This is a genomic window from Mesorhizobium sp. M1312, assembly GCF_040318115.1.
Lineage (GTDB): Bacteria > Pseudomonadota > Alphaproteobacteria > Rhizobiales > Rhizobiaceae > Mesorhizobium.
This window is the reverse complement of sequence record NZ_JAMYLQ010000029.1, coordinates 89,581-105,242: the sequence shown is the minus strand read 5'-3', so window position 1 is coordinate 105,242 and position 15,662 is coordinate 89,581. Positions and strand designations below refer to the sequence as shown.

Sequence of the window (15,662 nt, the reverse complement as noted above, 5' to 3'; positions counted from 1 at the left end):
ACTTCAAAAGTGGCGACAGGCCATTCAGCAAAGGGCCGCGTCCAGAAGGCAAGCCTTATGAGAAGCGCGAAGGTCCGCGCAAGCCTTACGCGCCGCGCGGCGACCGGCCGGCGGCTGCCGAAGGCGAGCGCCGCGAAAGGCGCTTTGACCGTCCCAAGGGAGACTTCAGTGATCGCCCCAAGCGCGACTTCGGCGACCGGCCCAAGCGCGATTTTGGCGGTGATCGACCCCAGGGGGCACCAGGCGGCTTCAAGCCGCGCCCGCGTCCCGCCGAAGCGACGGAAGAGGCTGGCGAGCGCATTGCCAAGCGGCTGGCCCGCGCCGGCCTTGCCTCACGCCGCGATGCCGAGGAGCTGATCGCGGCCGGCCGCATCAAGGTCAATGGACGGGTGCTGTCCTCACCCGCCTTCAATGTGATGCCCGGCGACATCATTCATCTCGACGGCATGGAGATCCCGCCGATTGAGCGCACCAGGCTGTTCCTGTTCCATAAGCCGGCCGGCGTGGTCACCACCAACCGTGACCCTGAGGGCCGCAAGACGGTCTTCGACGTGCTGCCGGCCGACCTGCCGCGGCTGATGACCATCGGCCGGCTCGACATCAACACCGAAGGCCTGCTGTTGCTTACCAATGATGGCGGCCTGTCGCGCGTGCTCGAACTGCCGGCCACCGGCTGGCTCAGGCGCTACCGCGTGCGCGTCCACGGCAAGGTTGAGGAAAGTGCGCTCGCCGGCTTGCGCGAAGGCATCGCCGTCGATGGCGTCTTCTACGGCGCCATCGAGGCGACGCTCGACCGCGAGCAAGGCACCAATGCCTGGCTGACGCTCGGCCTGCGCGAAGGCAAGAACCGCGAGGTCAGGAACATACTGGGTTCGCTTGGCCTCGACGTGACACGGCTGATCCGCATTTCCTACGGACCGTTCCAGCTCGACGACCTGCCCGAGGGCCATGTGCTGGAGATCAAGGGCCGGGTGCTGCGCGACCAGCTCGGCGAACGCCTGGTCGAGGAGTCCGGCGCCAATTTCGACGCTGAGATCACCAAGCCGTTTTCCAACAGGCCGGTGCGGCGTGAAGCGGTGCGGGAAGCGGAACCGGAGCGGCCGAAATTCACCCGCGACGGCGAACGCCGCCCGATCGGCGAAGGCGGGCTGATCAAGAACCGCAAACGCCGCGAAGGCAGCCGCGACGAGGCGCTGGGCAAGCTGTCGACAAGTCCCGGCAGAAGCTTTGGGCCGGAAAAGAGCTTTGGTGAGCGTGGCCCCAAATCTGAACGCAGCGGCCCCGAACGCGGCGGCTTTGGCGATCGCGGCCCCAAATCTGAACGTAGCGGGCCGGGCGGGTTTGGCGGCAAGCCGGGCGGTGGGAAAAAGTCCGAACGCGAGCAGCGTCCGATCGAGCCGCCGGGCCAGCGCAAGGCGAATGTCTGGATGGCGCCGGGTGCGCGGCCGATCGGCAAGGGCAGGGCGGACGCCGATGCCGCCAAGGCGGCCGAAGCCAAGGAACGCAAGTCGTTCAAGCCGTCTTACGGCAAGCCCGCCAAACCCGGGGGCGCAAAGCCGTTCGGCAAGCCGCGTGGCGAACGCCCAAATTCCGGCAGCAGTGATAGCGGCGGCGACCGGCCGCGCAGCGGCCCCAAGGGATCAAGGGGAGGCAATGCGGATCGTCGGCGGTGAGTTTCGCGGGCGTCCGCTGGCGACGCCCCACTCAAGCGCCATCCGCCCGACCACCGACCGCACCCGCGAGGCTGTCTTCAACGTGCTGGCGCATCGCTTTCCCGATAGGCTGGTCGGCGGGCGCGTGCTCGACCTGTTCGCCGGCACAGGCGCGCTCGGTCTCGAGGCGCTGTCACGCGGCGCATCTTATGGCGTCTTCATCGAAGAATCGGCGGAAGGGCGCGGCCTGATCCGCACCAATGTCGAGGCCTTCGGCCTCACCGGGCGTACCAAGATATTCCGTCGCGACGCTACGGCTCTGGGCGAGGCGGGCACGATGGCCGCGTTCGGCCTAGTGTTCGCCGATCCGCCCTATGGCAAGGGCCTGGGCGAGCGTGCCTTGCGCTCGGCCAAGGCCGGCGGCTGGCTCGCCCCCGGCGGGCTCTGCGTCGTCGAGGAGGCGGCAATGGCGCCGTTCGAGGCGGGGCCGGGCTTTTCGGTTGTCGACGAGCGCAGCTATGGCGAGACGGTTATCCGCTTCATCGAAGCCGCCTGAGTTCGGCCTCCTTTGCGCGCGAAAATGACGAACAAATCACTTTGCCTGTATCGCCATCCCCGCCTATCGTCCCACCCCACGACAACCGGAGCCATTGATGACACCTCAGGCTGAATGGCTGCGCGGAACGCTCTTGGCGCTGGCTCTCGTGATGACCGGCCCGGTTCTGGCCGACAACAAGCCGAACGACGGCAAGGTGACGAATTTCCTGCTCGACAACGGCATGGAAGTTGTCGTCATTCCCGATCACCGCGCGCCGATCGTCACCCACATGGTGTGGTACAAGATCGGCAGCGCGGATGAGCCGCCCGGCAAGTCCGGCATCGCCCATTTCTTCGAGCATCTGATGTTCAAGGCGACGACCAATCACGCGGCCGGCGCGTTCGACCGCGCCGTCTCCGCCATCGGCGGTTCGAACAACGCTTTCACCTCCTATGACTACACCGCCTTTTACGAGACGGTGGTGCCGCAAGCGCTCGAGCAGATGATGGATTTCGAGGCCGATCGCATGCGCAACCTCATCCTCAACGACGATGTCATCGCCACCGAGCGCGACGTGATTCTCGAGGAACGGCGCTCGCGCATCGACAGCAATCCGCAGGCAGTGCTCGGCGAGGAGGTCGACGCCACGCTGTGGCAGAATCAGCCCTATCGCATTCCGGTGATCGGCTGGATGCAGGAGATGGAGAAGCTGAACCGCGCCGACGCCAAGGCTTTCTACGACAAATATTACACGCCCAACAACGCCGTGCTGGTGGTGGCCGGCGATGTCGAGCCGGAGGTGGTCAAGGCGCTGGCCGAAAAGACGTATGGCAAGATTGCGCGTGGTCCAGACCTGCCGCCGCGCATCCGTCCGGTCGAACCCGAGCAGAACACCAGGCGCACGGTGACGCTCACTGACGCGCGTGTCAGCGTGCCCAACTTTTCGACGCAATGGGTGGTTCCGTCCTACCACACTGCGAAGCCGGGCGAAGCGGAAGCGCTGGACCTGCTGGCGGAGATCCTTGGCGGCGGTAGCCGCAGCCGGCTCTATCAGCAGCTTGTCGTCAAGCAAGGCATTGCCGCCGAGGCCGGCGCCTTCTTCCAGGGCACCATGCTCGACGCCACCAACTTCACCGTCTATGGCGCCCCGCGCGGCGACGCCAAGCTGGTCGATGTCCAGGCGGCGGTCGAGGCCGAGGTCGCCCGCATCGCCAAGGACGGCGTAACATCAGGCGAGCTGGAGAAGGCCAAGGATCGTTTCGTCCGCTCGATGATCTTCGCCCGCGACAAGCAGGATTCGATGGCCAACATCTACGGCGCGACGCTCGCCACCGGCGGCAGCGTCAGGGATGTCGAGGAATGGCCGGGCCGCATCCGCAAGGTCACCGCCGACGAAGTCAGGGACGTTGCAGCGCGCTATCTCAATCTCAACCATTCGACATCCGGCTATCTCTTGCCGCAGATACAGGCAGGGAATTGATTTGATGAGGAGCCAGCTTAGCGGCGCGTTTTGCCTTCTCCCCTTGTGGGAGAAGGTGGATTGGCGCGTAGCGCCAAGACGGACTAGGGGTGTTGGCCGGAGCGCCATCGATGCCAAGCTGGAACATCCCTCATCCGACCGAGCTTCGCTCGGCCACCTTCTCCCACAGGGGGAGAAGGGAAGGTCGCGCATAGCCCCTTTGGCCACCCTGCTCCTCTCCCTGCTCTTCCTCGTCCTGCCGGCGCTTTCCGCTCGTGCGGCCATGAGCATCCAGGAGGTGACCTCGTCAAAGGGCATCACTGCCTGGCTGGTGGAGGACTATTCCGTGCCGCTGGTCGCCATCCGTTTCGTCTTCGATGGCGGCACAACGCAGGATCCCGCTGGGAAGGAAGGGCTTGCCAATCTGATGAGCGGCCTGTTCGACGAGGGCGCCGGCAATCTTGACAGCGAGGCCTTCCAGATAAAGCTGGACGACGTCGGCGCCGAGATGAGCTTCGAAGCGTCGCGCGACGGCACCTACGGCTCGATGCGCATGCTGGCCGAGCAGCGCGACGCGGCGTTCGACCTGTTGCGGCTGGCAGTCACCGAGCCGCGTTTCGACCAGGCGCCAATCGACCGCATCCGCGCCCAGGTGCTGTCCGGCATCATCGCCAACGAACTTGACCCCGACACGCTCGCCCAGCGCAAATGGCTGGAGGCACTATACGGCACCCATCCCTATGCGCGACCCGACCAGGGCACCAGGCAAAGCATCGCCACGATTAAGCCGGCCGATCTTATCGCCTTTTACAGGGCGAACTTTGCTCGCGATGGCCTGCATGTGGCGGTGGTCGGCGCCATCGATGCCGAGACGTTAAAGAAAAAGCTCGATATGGTCTTCGGCGACCTGCCGCAACACCAGGCGCTCGCGCCCGTCGCCGATGTCGATCCGAAACTCAACCAGCAGCTCGAGGTCAATTACGACCAGCCCCAGACGTCGCTGCAACTGGCCTATCCCGGCGTCAAGCGGAGTGCGCCGCATTTCTTCGCCGCGGTGCTGATGAACGAGATCCTCGGCGGCAGCGCCTTCACCTCGCGGCTGTTCGACGAGGTGCGCGAAAAACGCGGCCTGGCCTACAGCGCCAGCTCCGACCTGGTCGACCACCAGCATGCCAACGCCCTGGCCATCACCACAGCGACCCGCGCTGACCGGGCGGCAGAGACGTTGGCTGTCGTGCGCGAGGTGGTGAGGCGCATGGCGCAAGAGGGGCCGACCGAAGCGGAACTGGGGGCGACCAAGAAATACTTGATCGGTGCCTATGCCATCAACAATCTGAACTCCTCCGGCGCCATCGCCGCGACGTTGCTCGAACTGCAGCTCGACAAGCTCGGCATCGACTACATGCAGCGCCGCGCCGCCCTCATCAACGCGGTGACGCTGGATCAGGTCAAGGCGGCAGCGAAAAAGCTGCTCTCCGCCGAGCCGGCCATCATGATCGTCGGGCCGAAGGTCGGCGAAGCCAAGAAGGAATGAGCCCAAATGGCGGGCAAGGGATGAGCCCGAGCTTCGGCATCGCCTTCGGCGGCGGCGGCGCGCGCGGGCTGGCGCATATCCATGTCATCGAGGCGTTGGACGAACTGGGTATAAGGCCGGTCGCGATATCAGGCTCATCGATCGGCGCCATCATGGGCGCCGGCATGGCTTCGGGCATGGCCGGCAGCGACATTCACGACTACATGCGCTCGATCCTCGGCCGCCGCGCCGAGGTGGCGGCGCGCATGTGGCGGGCGCGGCCAGGGACCTTTGCCGAGGCGCTGCAGGGCGGGCTGCGTGTCACCCAGTTCAATGTCGAGCGCATCCTCAAGGCATTCATGCCCGACGCCATACCCGAAAGCTTCGCCGAGCTGAAAATACCGCTGAAGGTGACGGCCACGGATTTCTTCGGCCATAAGCTCGCCGTGCTTAGCGACGGCGACCTGCATTCAGCGCTTGCCGCCTCTGCGGCTATTCCCGCGGTATTCCGCCCGGTGATGCGCGACGGCAGGCTGCTGATCGACGGCGGCATCTACAATCCGGTGCCGTTCGACCTGATCGAGCACGACGCCGACATCATCATCGCCGTCGACGTCGTTGGCGCGCCGACCAAAGGCGGGCGCAAATATCCGACCTCCGTCGACCTGATGTTCGGCGCCACGCAATTGATGATGCAGTCAATCATCGCCGCCAAGCTGAGGCAGTGCCAGCCGGACATACTGGTCAGGCCGGCGGTGTCGAAATACCGCGTGCTCGATTTCATGAAGATCGACGCCTTGATGGCCGAAACGGCTGATATCAAAGACGAGCTGAAGCGGGAGATCGAGAAGGCGGTGGAGGCGCGGGCCAAGGTCGACACGGGCAAGCGCACCAAGCAGGTGGGGGGCGTGGCGCGGAAAGTCTGACGCCTGGTGGCCACTCCGATAAGTTCAGCAGACCTTTCGCGATATGACTATTCCGCCGGGGCTTGAACCGTTCGCCGGTCGATCGAACGGTTGAGGATCAGCGCCCCGGCACGGCTTTCGCACGCTGTTCGCGGCTGTTGCCGCACGCCCGGGCAGATCGCCGCCAGTCCCTCCATGGTCAGCACGTCGGGTATTCTCGTGTGGCTGACGCAAAGCGCACCGTCGGCACCCCACGCCGCTTCGAACGACATATCAGGCGCGGCCTCGTCCTGTTGAATGCCCTTGCGGTCGAAGATGACGATCGGAGTCCCGTTCCGGGTGTGGCCAACGCCATCGCCGCAATAATCGGCGCGGATCATGCGGGTGCATGCCTGATGATGATCCCAGAGCGGTGTGCCGTCCGGGGACGTCTCCCAGGGCCGATATCCGAAGCGCGCGCATTTCGCCTGCGCGCCGCCGGTGCAGGTAATGCTGAACGCCGTATCGGACGGCAAATGGCGACCGTCCTGCGTCCAGGTGCCGGCAAGCGGGAAGCCCATGCGCCGACCCTCGATGTCCGGTTCGCAGATGTTGCGCCATGCACCGCTAGCCCGGTCGCGGGTCGACATGGCGTAGAGCATGATCGCGCCATCCGGATTCCTCGGATCGGCCTCGACCGCGTCGATGCGCAGCGGCATCCGGTCTTGTCCGTCGGCAATCGTCAGAACGGCGCCGACGAGATGCTCTTGAGCGACAATGCGACCATCTTCCGTCGTCACCTCGAACCTTGTGCCAACAACGGAGATCGAACTGATCGCGGGCCTGGTCCCGGCCTCCGCATGGGGCACCGCGGCCATGCTGGAAATGGCTGCGGCGACGGCGACTAAGGTGTGGCGGCCGATATGGGCGCGGCGGTTTCTGTGGGCTGACATTGTTGGCTCCTGACGGCAGGTTTTGCTGATGAAACGCGGCCAACGAGAACGGACAGCACAACGCCATCCGTTCCATTGACGACGAACGCCGGACCTTAACGCCTCGGAGTGGCGGTCGGCCTGTCATGGTTGGTCCCGGCGCTGCTGCCGGTGCCGTGCTGGCCAGACGGAAGGCCGCTGCTTTTCTTAGCGGCGGTCGAGGATTGGACATTGCCTTTCTGGACAGCCGGCAAACCGCGGATGCTTGGGTCGATGACGGAGCGGTCGTTCGGATCAATGACAGACTTGCCGGTCGGAGCGAGGCTTTTCGCCAGAACGATGCCGTCGGCATGCACGCCGTTTAGCGCAAGGACGCCGAGGCCGTTGGCGAAAATGGCATTGCTGGTCAGCGAATTGCTGGTCAACGAGTTGCTGGTCAGCGAATTCTGCCTCAGGCCGTTCAGCGATTTGCCGTTCCCGGTGGTGACCGGCCAGTCGGCGCTGGCCGGTGAGGCGAGGCAGACCATTGCCGAGGCAGCAGCAAGGTAAGTCTTGAAGCGATTCATCTCGATTTCCTTTTTCATTTTCAGCGGAGCCATCCCATCGGGTTCGCTCCATGGCGTGGCTTTTGGCTCCCGGCTGTTTCGGACCAATGCCGAAACCCGTCCGAATTGTTTCAGTTGTTGCGATCCGGGCAGCGCGCCTGATCAGCGAACGTCGCGATGCCAACAGCATGACGGCTCGCGTCCGCATGCCCAATGACGACAATCGCTGTGCGCGCACGGCGCGGCGACACAAAGGAAACCTTCAGCCGGCAAATCGGCAAATCCGCGCAACATCCCTGCGTCATCGGTGTCGCCAGAAACGAGGAGATTTCTGGCGATGCAACCTTTGCGAAAAACCAATGACCGATCGAGCGGCGAGCCCACGGCCGCCCAAACGGCGCGTCTGGCGGTTCTGGCGGGCACCCCAGGCCTGCTGCTGACGGCATACGCAGCGGCGACGTCCACGTCGCTGACCATCCGCGCCGATCTCGCGCTGACGCTGATGGACATGCTGGTGCTGGTCACCGTCGCGATTGTGGCTGGCGGCCGCAGGGACGAGGGCGTCAGCCACAAGCGTCAGGCGGCCTTGGCCGAGACGCTCGCCAATGCGTTCGCCGCACTGGGCATGTGCCTTTCAATGGCTGTCGTCGCCGGCATCGCGGTCCAGCGGATCGTGGCCGGCGGTGTCGAACCCCACGGCCAAGGCGTTTTTCTCGCCATGAACCTGAACCTGGCCTACGCGGTGATCAACCTGTGGATACTACGCCGATGGAAGGCCCGCAACAGGCTTGCCGCTTCTGCGCTGGCACGCGCACAAATCTTCCTCTTCTCGGACAAGCTCTCGTCGAACCTGCTCATCGCCGCGTCGCTCGCAACAGCCATGAGTTGGCAAGGCACGTTGATGGCCCGCTTCATCGACCCGGTTGCCGGGCTGCTGATTGCGACGATGACCGCGCGCTGGACCATTCCTGTCGTGCGGGACACTGTCCGAAGCCTGCGACGGGAATATCGCCGGGCGCGCAAGCCGACGTGTAAGGCAAGGTCATGAACCGTACCAGCTGGACGGCTCACCCTCTTTGAAGCTCCTATCTAGCGGCGTCGCGCCTCATCGTAAGCAGGTTCGTAGACATAGCCTTCGCCGCGAACCGTCACCAGGACGGTCGGAGTGTCGGGTTCGGTCTCGAACTTCTTGCGCAGTCGCGTGATGCGGATGTCGATGCTCCGGTCGCCCGGCTCGAGATCGCGGTTGTGCGCCAGCCTGCACAGCTGGTCGCGTGACAATACCTGCCGGGGATGGCGCGCGAAGACGCATAGCAGGTCGAATTCCATGGACGTCAACTGCACGTCGACGCCGTCCAAGTCGACCATCGTGCGGCCGTCCATATCGAGGACGCAGCCCCCGAAACGGATGCGGTCCTCAGGCGTCCGCTCTTCCTCGCCCAGGCGTCGGATGACGCTCCTGACACGTGCCAGAAGTTCGCGTGGCTCAAACGGCTTGGCCATATAGTCGTCGGCGCCGGCGGCAAGACCTTCGAGCCGATGCGGCAGGTCACCGACGGCGGTCAGCATCAGGATGCCGGCGCGGCTCTGCTTTGCAATTTCGCGGGCGAGGTCATAGCCGCTTTCGCCGATGAGATTGACGTCGAGAATGACTAGGTTGGGGCTAAAGCGGTCGAGTTCGGTCAGCATTCCCGCTCCATCCGGAACGGATCGGACATCGAAGCCGTGCATGAGCAGGTAATCCGACAGCATCTCGCGCAACGGCGCTTCGTCGTCGACGATGAGCAATTTCTGTTTTGTCACGCTTCGGCCTCTTCCATTGCGCTGGTTTCCATCGCCCTTAGGCGTTCCATCACGAGCCTGCGAAAGGTCTGCGGATCGAGCGGTTTCTCGATCACCGGCGCGTCCGTCTCGCCGATGAAGCGATCGATTTCGGGTGCCAGCGTGTCGCCGGTCACGAACAGCAGCCGGCTGGCGAGTCCCGGACGCAACTGCTCCAGCGCGCGGTAAAGGCCGGGGCCGTCGAGGCCGGGCATGCGTATGTCGCTGATCAGAAGGTCGATTCCTTCCTCACGCACAGCCTTGAGGGCGGCATTCGCGTCGTCGGCGATGGTGACGTCGTGGCCATCGCGGCGCAGCATCTCGGCGATCATCGAGGCAATGTCGGCATCATCGTCGACCACCAGAATTCGCGCGGCCGAGGGCGCAGGCGGCATCCTGCCGGCAGCTTCGGGCGGAGCGAGCGTCTCGGCTCGGCCGCTCGGAAGCCGGATCGTAAACCGTGCACCGCCGCCCTGCGTCGAATCCAGTTCTATGCTGCCGTCGTGGGCAGTCACGATGCCCTGGCAGACAGATAGCCCGACCCCGGTGCCTTCGCCGGCCATTTTGGTCGTGTAAAAAGGCTCAAAAGCACGCGCGCGGACCATCTCAGGCATGCCTGGGCCATTGTCGGCGACAATGATCTCGACGACATCGTCTTCTCCGGTCGTGACAATGGTCAGCCGCCGCGGGTGCGGGACCTGCAGCAAAGCCTGCTGCGCGTTCACCACTAGGTTGGTGACCACCTGATGAAGCTGGTCCCTGTCGCCCCAGATATTGGGAAGCGGTTCCGCCAGTTCGGTGCGGATCTCGATCCCGGCCGAGCGCAGGCTGTAGGCGGCAAGTTCCAGCGAACCGACGACGACTTCATTGATGTCGACGGCGCCCCGTGTCGGCGGTTTCTTGCGGGCCATCGCCAGAAAGGTCCGGACGATGCGCGAGCATCGCTCGGCCGCCGCGTGGATCTTGTCGGCGCGCCCCACGGTCGCCTCGTCCGTCGCGAATTCCTTCAGCATCGAACTGTAGCCGATGACGACCGACAGCGGATTGTTGAGTTCATGCGCCACGCCGGCCAGCAGCGAACCGAGAGCGGCGAGTTTTTCCGACTGGTACAGCGTCTCGCGCTGGCTTGCGATCTCCGCCTCGGCCTCGCGCTGGCGGGTAATGTCGGTGACTGCCGCAAGCATGGCCGAACGACCGGCCTGCGTGATCAGGCGGGCCGAAACCAGCGTATCGATTCTCGACCCCTGCATATTGGTCATGCCGGCTTCGAATGCGTCGGCGATTCCATCTCTCAGCAAAAGCCGCAGGAGAGCCTCGCGTCGTGAGAGGTCTTCCCAGGTCGACGTCGCTTCGGCTCCGATCTGGCCGACCTCGACGCCGAGTACCTTGCGCGCCGGTTCGTTGACGAACAGGATTTCGGGGCCTTCGATTGCCGAGATGATGATCGGCAGCGGCACGCCTTCGGCGACGGCGCGAAACTGCGCCTCCCTTTCGGCCAACAGCTTTTCGGCCTCCAGTCTGGCTTGCTCGGCCAGGACGCGGTCTGAGATATCGCGGCCGACGGATTGCACTTCGACAAGGCGCCCGTCGCTGTCGAAAATGCCATGATCGTTCCAGGCGAGCCATCGGCGCGCACCATCGGGCATTGCATTGACAAGTTCCATGCTGGCATCCGGCGCCTGCGGGGTCAGGCGGGCAAGGTGGTCCAGGAACCTGCGCCTTTCGTCGGGCGGCAGCACATCGAGTTCGCACCAGGACGGGTCGAGAAGCTCTTCGCGCGTCATCCGGCACGCCCGGCAATAGGCGTCGTTGACGAAGCTCAAATGGCCCTCCGGCGACATCCGGACGACGAATTCGGTCTGCAGTTCGACCACGCTGCGGTAGCGCTGCTCGCTGGCCTCGAGTGCCTGACGGGCGAGTTTCTGTTCGGCAACATCGCGTCCGATCGACTGTATTTCGATGAGCTTGCCGCTTTCGTCGAAGATGCCGCGATCGGTCCAATGAATATGGACCTCGCGGCCATCGCTTAGGGCGCCGGCCTCTTCCACCTCGCAAACCGGGCGTTCGGGGGTCACTCGACCGATGATCTCGTCGAAGCTGCCGAAATCGGCGGAAAACGAGTTGAAATAGTGCCAGTCCGGGCGCAGCAACTCTTCGCGTGTCTTGCCGACAAGGCGGCAATAAGCGTCATTGGCGAAGCTCATGCGCCCGTCCGGCGCGACCCGGATGATATATTCCGTCTGTGCCTCGACAACATTGCGGTAACGCTGCTCGCTGTCGGCCAGTTCGCGCAAGGCAGTGCGGTTTTCGGCGAAGATGCTAGAAGCCATGTCGATCCAGGGCTGCCAGAGCGTCGAGCTTTTGACGGCGGCGCCGGGGTTGTCGGTGGGCCCGCCGGCGGCGCCGGAGCGGACATGGTCGACGAGCAAGGTCGCAGGATCGACGATCTCCCTCAGCAGCACTCTGTGCAAAGCGAATACGCAGACAAGCGAACCGACCAAAATGACCGCATAGGGAACAAAAGACTGTTGATTGGCGTAGGACTGATAGAAGCCGATGCCGGCGACAAGCACGAGCAGCGGCAAAACGCAGTCCGCCATCAGCAACGCGTAATGCCTGGACAGCTTCGAGGAGGTCGGCACGGCGAGGTCTCCACAGACGGATGCGCCGTCACGACGGTTGCTGTTCCCGCGCGGGCCAGTGGACTGAACGGCCCACGGCCTGTCAAGCTGGCCTGCCCGGCCATCTGCCCGACGTCGTTGAATATAACCGCAAGGATGTTTCACAATGATGCCGTACGCCCGATTTCCCGGCTTCTATTGTTTCAAATGTGTCGAACCCGCCAGAAATCGGCAGCAGATGAGGCTGCGCTTGCGATTGACCCGGGGCGAATGCGGCCTGTAGGTTTGGCCGTCGCTCGCCGCGGGGGAACGCATGGCCGACATCATTGTCGTGGACGACGAGACCGACGTGGCGTTCATGATCGCCGACTATCTGCAGTCGAAAGGCTACCGCATACGGATGGCGTCCGGCGGCGCCGAATTGCGCGAGGCGATCGCGGCGGCGAAGGCCGATCTTGTCGTTCTCGACCTCAACATGCCGGGCGAGAACGGCTTTAGCCTGGCCCGCTGGCTGCGTGAACATCACGACACCGGCATCCTTATGCTCACCGGTGCCGATTCGGTGTTCGACAAGGTGGCGGGCCTCGAGATCGGCGCCGACGACTATCTGGCAAAACCGTTTTCACCGGTCGAGCTGGAAGCGCGGATCGCCGCGGTGCTGCGCAGACGCATGCCGAAGGGGGCGAACGGTGCCGACGCTTTGCCGGCCGGGCAATTCGCCTTCGGAACCTATGTGTTCGACGCTCGCGCGAGGAACCTCATCGACGCCGACGGCGTAGCCATTCCGCTGACGCCGATGGAGCTCGATCTGGTGGCGGCCTTCGCCACCCGGGCCGGCCAGGTCATTGGTCGCGACGAATTGCTCGATCTTGCGCCGCCCAGGGGCGACGAGCCGTTCGACCGCAGCATCGACAGCCGCATTACCCGGCTACGCCGCCGGCTCGAAAAGGACCCAGCCAAGCCGGAACTGATCAAGACGATCCGTGGTGTGGGATACCTGTATCCAAGACGGTGAATGAGTGTGATCAGGGACCAGGCTGCCCCGCGGGCGGAACGATCTGCATGACAAGGCGCATCAGATCGGCCTGACGGGAGGCGCCGGTCTTCTGGAAGATATTGTCGAGATGCGTCTTGGCGGTCGCGTTGGCAATGTGAAGGCTGGCGGCGGTCTCGGCCAAGGTGTGCCCGGCCACAAGGCTGGCGAGCACGCGGGTTTCGGCCAGCGTAAGCCCAAAGGCTCTCGCCAGCATTCCGGCGGCGTCATGCTCGTCCGGTGCATTGCCGATGAACACCGCGGCTACCGCCGCGAGTTCCATGCCGGCGCGCAGGTCGCCGCCGGCCATCGGCAGCACGCGGGCGAAGACGGGCGGCAGGCCGGGTTCGGTGAGGAGGACGGCAAGCCCTGTCTTGCCGATGCTGGCCTCATCCTGAGCCGCAAGCATGATGGCGCTGTGAAGCTCCCTGGAAGCCGACGGGATCTTCGCTTGCAGAATGCCCCGGACATCCTGGATCGAGCCGCCGCTCCGCAGCATGTGCTTGGCCGAGCGGTTGGCGTGCAGGACGGCGCCACGTTCATTGGTGAGGACCACGGCGCATGTGAGCGCATCGAGCGCCTCGGCCATTCCTGCGCGCTCGACAGTGCCGATGTCGAGCATGTTCCTGATTATCGCCGAACGGCGCACATGCGGCAGCAACAGTCCGCCAAGCTTGATTTCGCGCTCGGTGATAATGCCTTGCCGCTCATGCCGGGCAAGGGCGAAGCCGGCAAGACGGGTAGGGGTGTGGATCAGGAAGAACGACATGACGTCGATCAGACCTTGCGGCTTCAGCCACTCCTGAAAATATCGGGAGGTCTCCAGGTAGATTTGAGGGGTATGGCGTGAGACCACATGCGGCACATCGAGCGAAGGCCATGTCGAGAGATCCTCGATCAGCCGGGCATGGATCTCGGGGATATGTTTCGCCTGTTGCTCCAGCCAGTATGGCTCTATTCCCACGGTCCTGTAGATCAGCAGCCGATCGTTGGTGAGGTCGTCAAGGTGCAGAACCGCTGTCTGGGCGTTAAGCGCATCCCTGATCCCAGCCAGCGCGTGCTCCCATCGCCCCGGGTCGAGTGCGCAATCGTAGATCGAGCCGATCAGCTTCGACAGATCATGATGCGACAATGCCTTGGCCATCGAAGGCCCCCCCGCATGTCGACAGCGCGTCCGACACGGAAAGCCGCGCGCTCTCACAGGTGCTCTCGCCTCTCCAAATTTTAGCGATCGCTTAAATTCCGATTATCTCCCCCAAACAGGGGATGCGCAAGCAGCCGGGCGGTGAAATACTCGCGCTTCAGAAGAACGTCACACTTACTTCAGAAGAACGTCACACTTAACTGTGACAACAAGTGGGGTTCAGCGCGTTCTCGGCTCGCGGGCCTTCGCCACTGTGATGCAGCGGGGGGGACTAATCAACAATTCTGCCTGCGTGCGCCAACTATCACGGCGCGCGACCTCCTATTGCTGAAATCTTAAGCCGGGCTCGTCCCGGACAATTCTGGATGGAGCAGCATTATGTACAGGTACATTGCTTTTGCAGCACTTTGCATGGCGGCGATGCCCGCGCATGCCGGCGAGCTTGGAGCCATGAAGGCTGAAAGCATCGATCTCGCCGGCTTCCTTGGTGTCGTCTATTACACGCCCGAGGAGGACGGTTATCGGGTGGTCACCACAATCGCGCAGGGCGAGGCTGGCCTGCCCGTGCGTTTCGTGGCGATACTGACCGAGAACCAGAAGGTCGCGCTCTCCGTGCCGGGAAAACTGGGAGAGTCGGACCAGATCGTCGAGATATTGCGCGTTGGCGGCAAGCTTGTCGTCAGCCCGCATCCGATAGACGGGATCGTGGTTTCTTCTCCGAAGGCCGCCGTTGACTGATCCCAAGTCGAGTGATTGGGGGTCGAGTAAGCGAGGGTAGCGTGATCGAGGGTTGCGTGATCCGGGGGCATGCGCGTTGCGGCGGCGCTGGATGAGCCTGCAACTTGGGCGACAGACGATGTCTCCATGGCTGGTGCCGGCTGTCGTCGTCCTTGCCGTCGCCGCCGGAGTCGGCGCGTCTTCGCAAGCCGAGCTGGCCTCAGGCAAGTTCTACGAAATTGTCGACGGCAAGGTCGATGCGCGGACCTATAACGGCTTCCGTCGCTACCATGGCAGCTGCAATCACTGCCATGGCCCCGACGGCATGGGCTCGACCTTCGCCTCGGCCCTTGTCGACCGGCTGCCCGACCTCGAGGTCTTCCGGCGCAATGTTCGCGACGGCGTGCGCAGCGGCCCTTCGGTGATGAAGGGCTTCGCCGACGACCCCAACGTCGCTCCTTACATCGACGACATCTACGCCTACCTGCAGGCCCGCGCCGACGGTGCGCTTGGCCGAGGTCGGCCTGAGAGACTTCAACCTTAGTGCCTCAGGCTGCCAGCTCACCAAACGACGGTGAGACGGTTATCGCTCCCGTGCGCCACATGAGTGCCAAAAGGCGACCACTCGCGCTCAAGCATGGCCGCGAGCCAGGCGGCATCTTCGCGCAGGGCGCGGTTTAACCGGAACTTGGCGAGCTGGAACGGCACGAGGTCGAGCGAAACAAGCGTACCGCCCGGTATCGCGAGCCGCGGCAGGTACATCAGCGCAAGTTCACCGCGAAAGGTTTCGTACTCTGTTATCC

The 15,662-nt window shown here is 63.9% G+C and carries 15 protein-coding genes; 9 read left to right on the top strand and 6 right to left on the bottom strand.

All coding sequences use genetic code 11. The features are described 5' to 3' along the window. The 5 genes from NKH36_RS27170 to NKH36_RS27150 form a co-directional block, all read left to right on the top strand. On the top strand, window positions 1-1,673 hold a 1,673-nt coding region (locus tag NKH36_RS27170), incomplete at its 5' end, for a pseudouridine synthase (RefSeq protein WP_352965230.1). After that, on the top strand, window positions 1,654-2,208 hold the full coding sequence (gene rsmD, locus NKH36_RS27165) for a 16S rRNA (guanine(966)-N(2))-methyltransferase RsmD (RefSeq protein ID WP_352965228.1): 555 nt from the start codon (window positions 1,654-1,656) through the stop codon (window positions 2,206-2,208). The genes NKH36_RS27170 and rsmD, both read left to right, overlap by 20 nt. 97 nt (window positions 2,209-2,305) lie before the next feature. Further along, a complete protein-coding gene (locus NKH36_RS27160; protein ID WP_352965226.1) occupies window positions 2,306-3,670 on the top strand; it encodes a M16 family metallopeptidase in 1,365 nt (454 codons plus the stop codon). A 262-nt stretch (window positions 3,671-3,932) separates the two neighbouring features. Next, complete coding sequence (locus NKH36_RS27155) at window positions 3,933-5,183, top strand: M16 family metallopeptidase (RefSeq protein WP_502912120.1); 1,251 nt, start codon at window positions 3,933-3,935, stop codon at window positions 5,181-5,183. Window positions 5,184-5,203: 20 nt separating this feature from the next. Continuing rightward, a complete protein-coding gene (locus tag NKH36_RS27150; protein WP_352960111.1) occupies window positions 5,204-6,088 on the top strand; it encodes a patatin-like phospholipase family protein in 885 nt (294 codons plus the stop codon). Between the two features lie 47 nt (window positions 6,089-6,135). Here the strand turns inward: NKH36_RS27150 and NKH36_RS27145 are convergent, their stop codons facing one another. Further along, window positions 6,136-6,999, bottom strand: coding sequence for an ADYC domain-containing protein (locus tag NKH36_RS27145; RefSeq protein WP_352960113.1), 864 nt, complete (start codon window positions 6,997-6,999; stop codon window positions 6,136-6,138). Between the two features lie 95 nt (window positions 7,000-7,094). Beyond that, the gene (locus NKH36_RS27140) at window positions 7,095-7,544 is read right to left on the bottom strand and encodes a hypothetical protein (RefSeq protein WP_352960115.1); all 450 of its coding nucleotides are present in this window, start codon (window positions 7,542-7,544) and stop codon (window positions 7,095-7,097) included. 316 nt (window positions 7,545-7,860) lie between these two features. On the opposite strand from NKH36_RS27140, the gene NKH36_RS27135 reads away from it, so the two are divergent. Then, window positions 7,861-8,571: a cation efflux transmembrane domain-containing protein gene (locus NKH36_RS27135; protein ID WP_352960117.1), complete on the top strand. Its 711-nt coding sequence runs from the start codon at window positions 7,861-7,863 to the stop codon at window positions 8,569-8,571. A gap of 41 nt (window positions 8,572-8,612) precedes the next feature. On the opposite strand, the gene NKH36_RS27130 is transcribed toward NKH36_RS27135, so the two are convergent. Together NKH36_RS27130 and NKH36_RS27125 are read right to left on the bottom strand one after the other, a co-directional pair. Further along, window positions 8,613-9,326 (bottom strand): response regulator, encoded by a 714-nt coding sequence (locus NKH36_RS27130; RefSeq protein ID WP_352960119.1) that lies wholly within the window; start codon window positions 9,324-9,326, stop codon window positions 8,613-8,615. Then, window positions 9,323-11,986: a hybrid sensor histidine kinase/response regulator gene (locus tag NKH36_RS27125; protein ID WP_352960121.1), complete on the bottom strand. Its 2,664-nt coding sequence runs from the start codon at window positions 11,984-11,986 to the stop codon at window positions 9,323-9,325. The genes NKH36_RS27130 and NKH36_RS27125 overlap by 4 nt, the downstream gene beginning before the upstream one ends. Window positions 11,987-12,278: 292 nt before the next feature. Here NKH36_RS27125 and NKH36_RS27120 point away from each other — a divergent pair, with 292 nt between their 5' ends. Next, entirely contained in the window at window positions 12,279-12,980 is a 702-nt protein-coding gene (locus NKH36_RS27120; protein ID WP_352960123.1) for a response regulator, read from the top strand. Window positions 12,981-12,990: 10 nt separating this feature from the next. On the opposite strand, the gene NKH36_RS27115 is transcribed toward NKH36_RS27120, so the two are convergent. Beyond that, the gene (locus tag NKH36_RS27115; protein ID WP_352960125.1) at window positions 12,991-14,142 is read right to left on the bottom strand and encodes a helix-turn-helix transcriptional regulator; all 1,152 of its coding nucleotides are present in this window, start codon (window positions 14,140-14,142) and stop codon (window positions 12,991-12,993) included. Window positions 14,143-14,520: 378 nt separating this feature from the next. Between NKH36_RS27115 and NKH36_RS27110 the strand changes: the two genes are divergently transcribed. Together NKH36_RS27110 and NKH36_RS27105 are read left to right on the top strand one after the other, a co-directional pair. Further along, complete coding sequence (locus tag NKH36_RS27110; RefSeq protein WP_352960127.1) at window positions 14,521-14,880, top strand: hypothetical protein; 360 nt, start codon at window positions 14,521-14,523, stop codon at window positions 14,878-14,880. 91 nt (window positions 14,881-14,971) lie between these two features. Beyond that, window positions 14,972-15,403 (top strand): c-type cytochrome, encoded by a 432-nt coding sequence (locus tag NKH36_RS27105; protein ID WP_352960129.1) that lies wholly within the window; start codon window positions 14,972-14,974, stop codon window positions 15,401-15,403. A gap of 17 nt (window positions 15,404-15,420) precedes the next feature. On the opposite strand, the gene NKH36_RS27100 is transcribed toward NKH36_RS27105, so the two are convergent. Continuing rightward, the gene (locus NKH36_RS27100) at window positions 15,421-15,621 is read right to left on the bottom strand and encodes a hypothetical protein (RefSeq protein WP_352960217.1); all 201 of its coding nucleotides are present in this window, start codon (window positions 15,619-15,621) and stop codon (window positions 15,421-15,423) included. Window positions 15,622-15,662 lie beyond the last annotated feature (41 nt).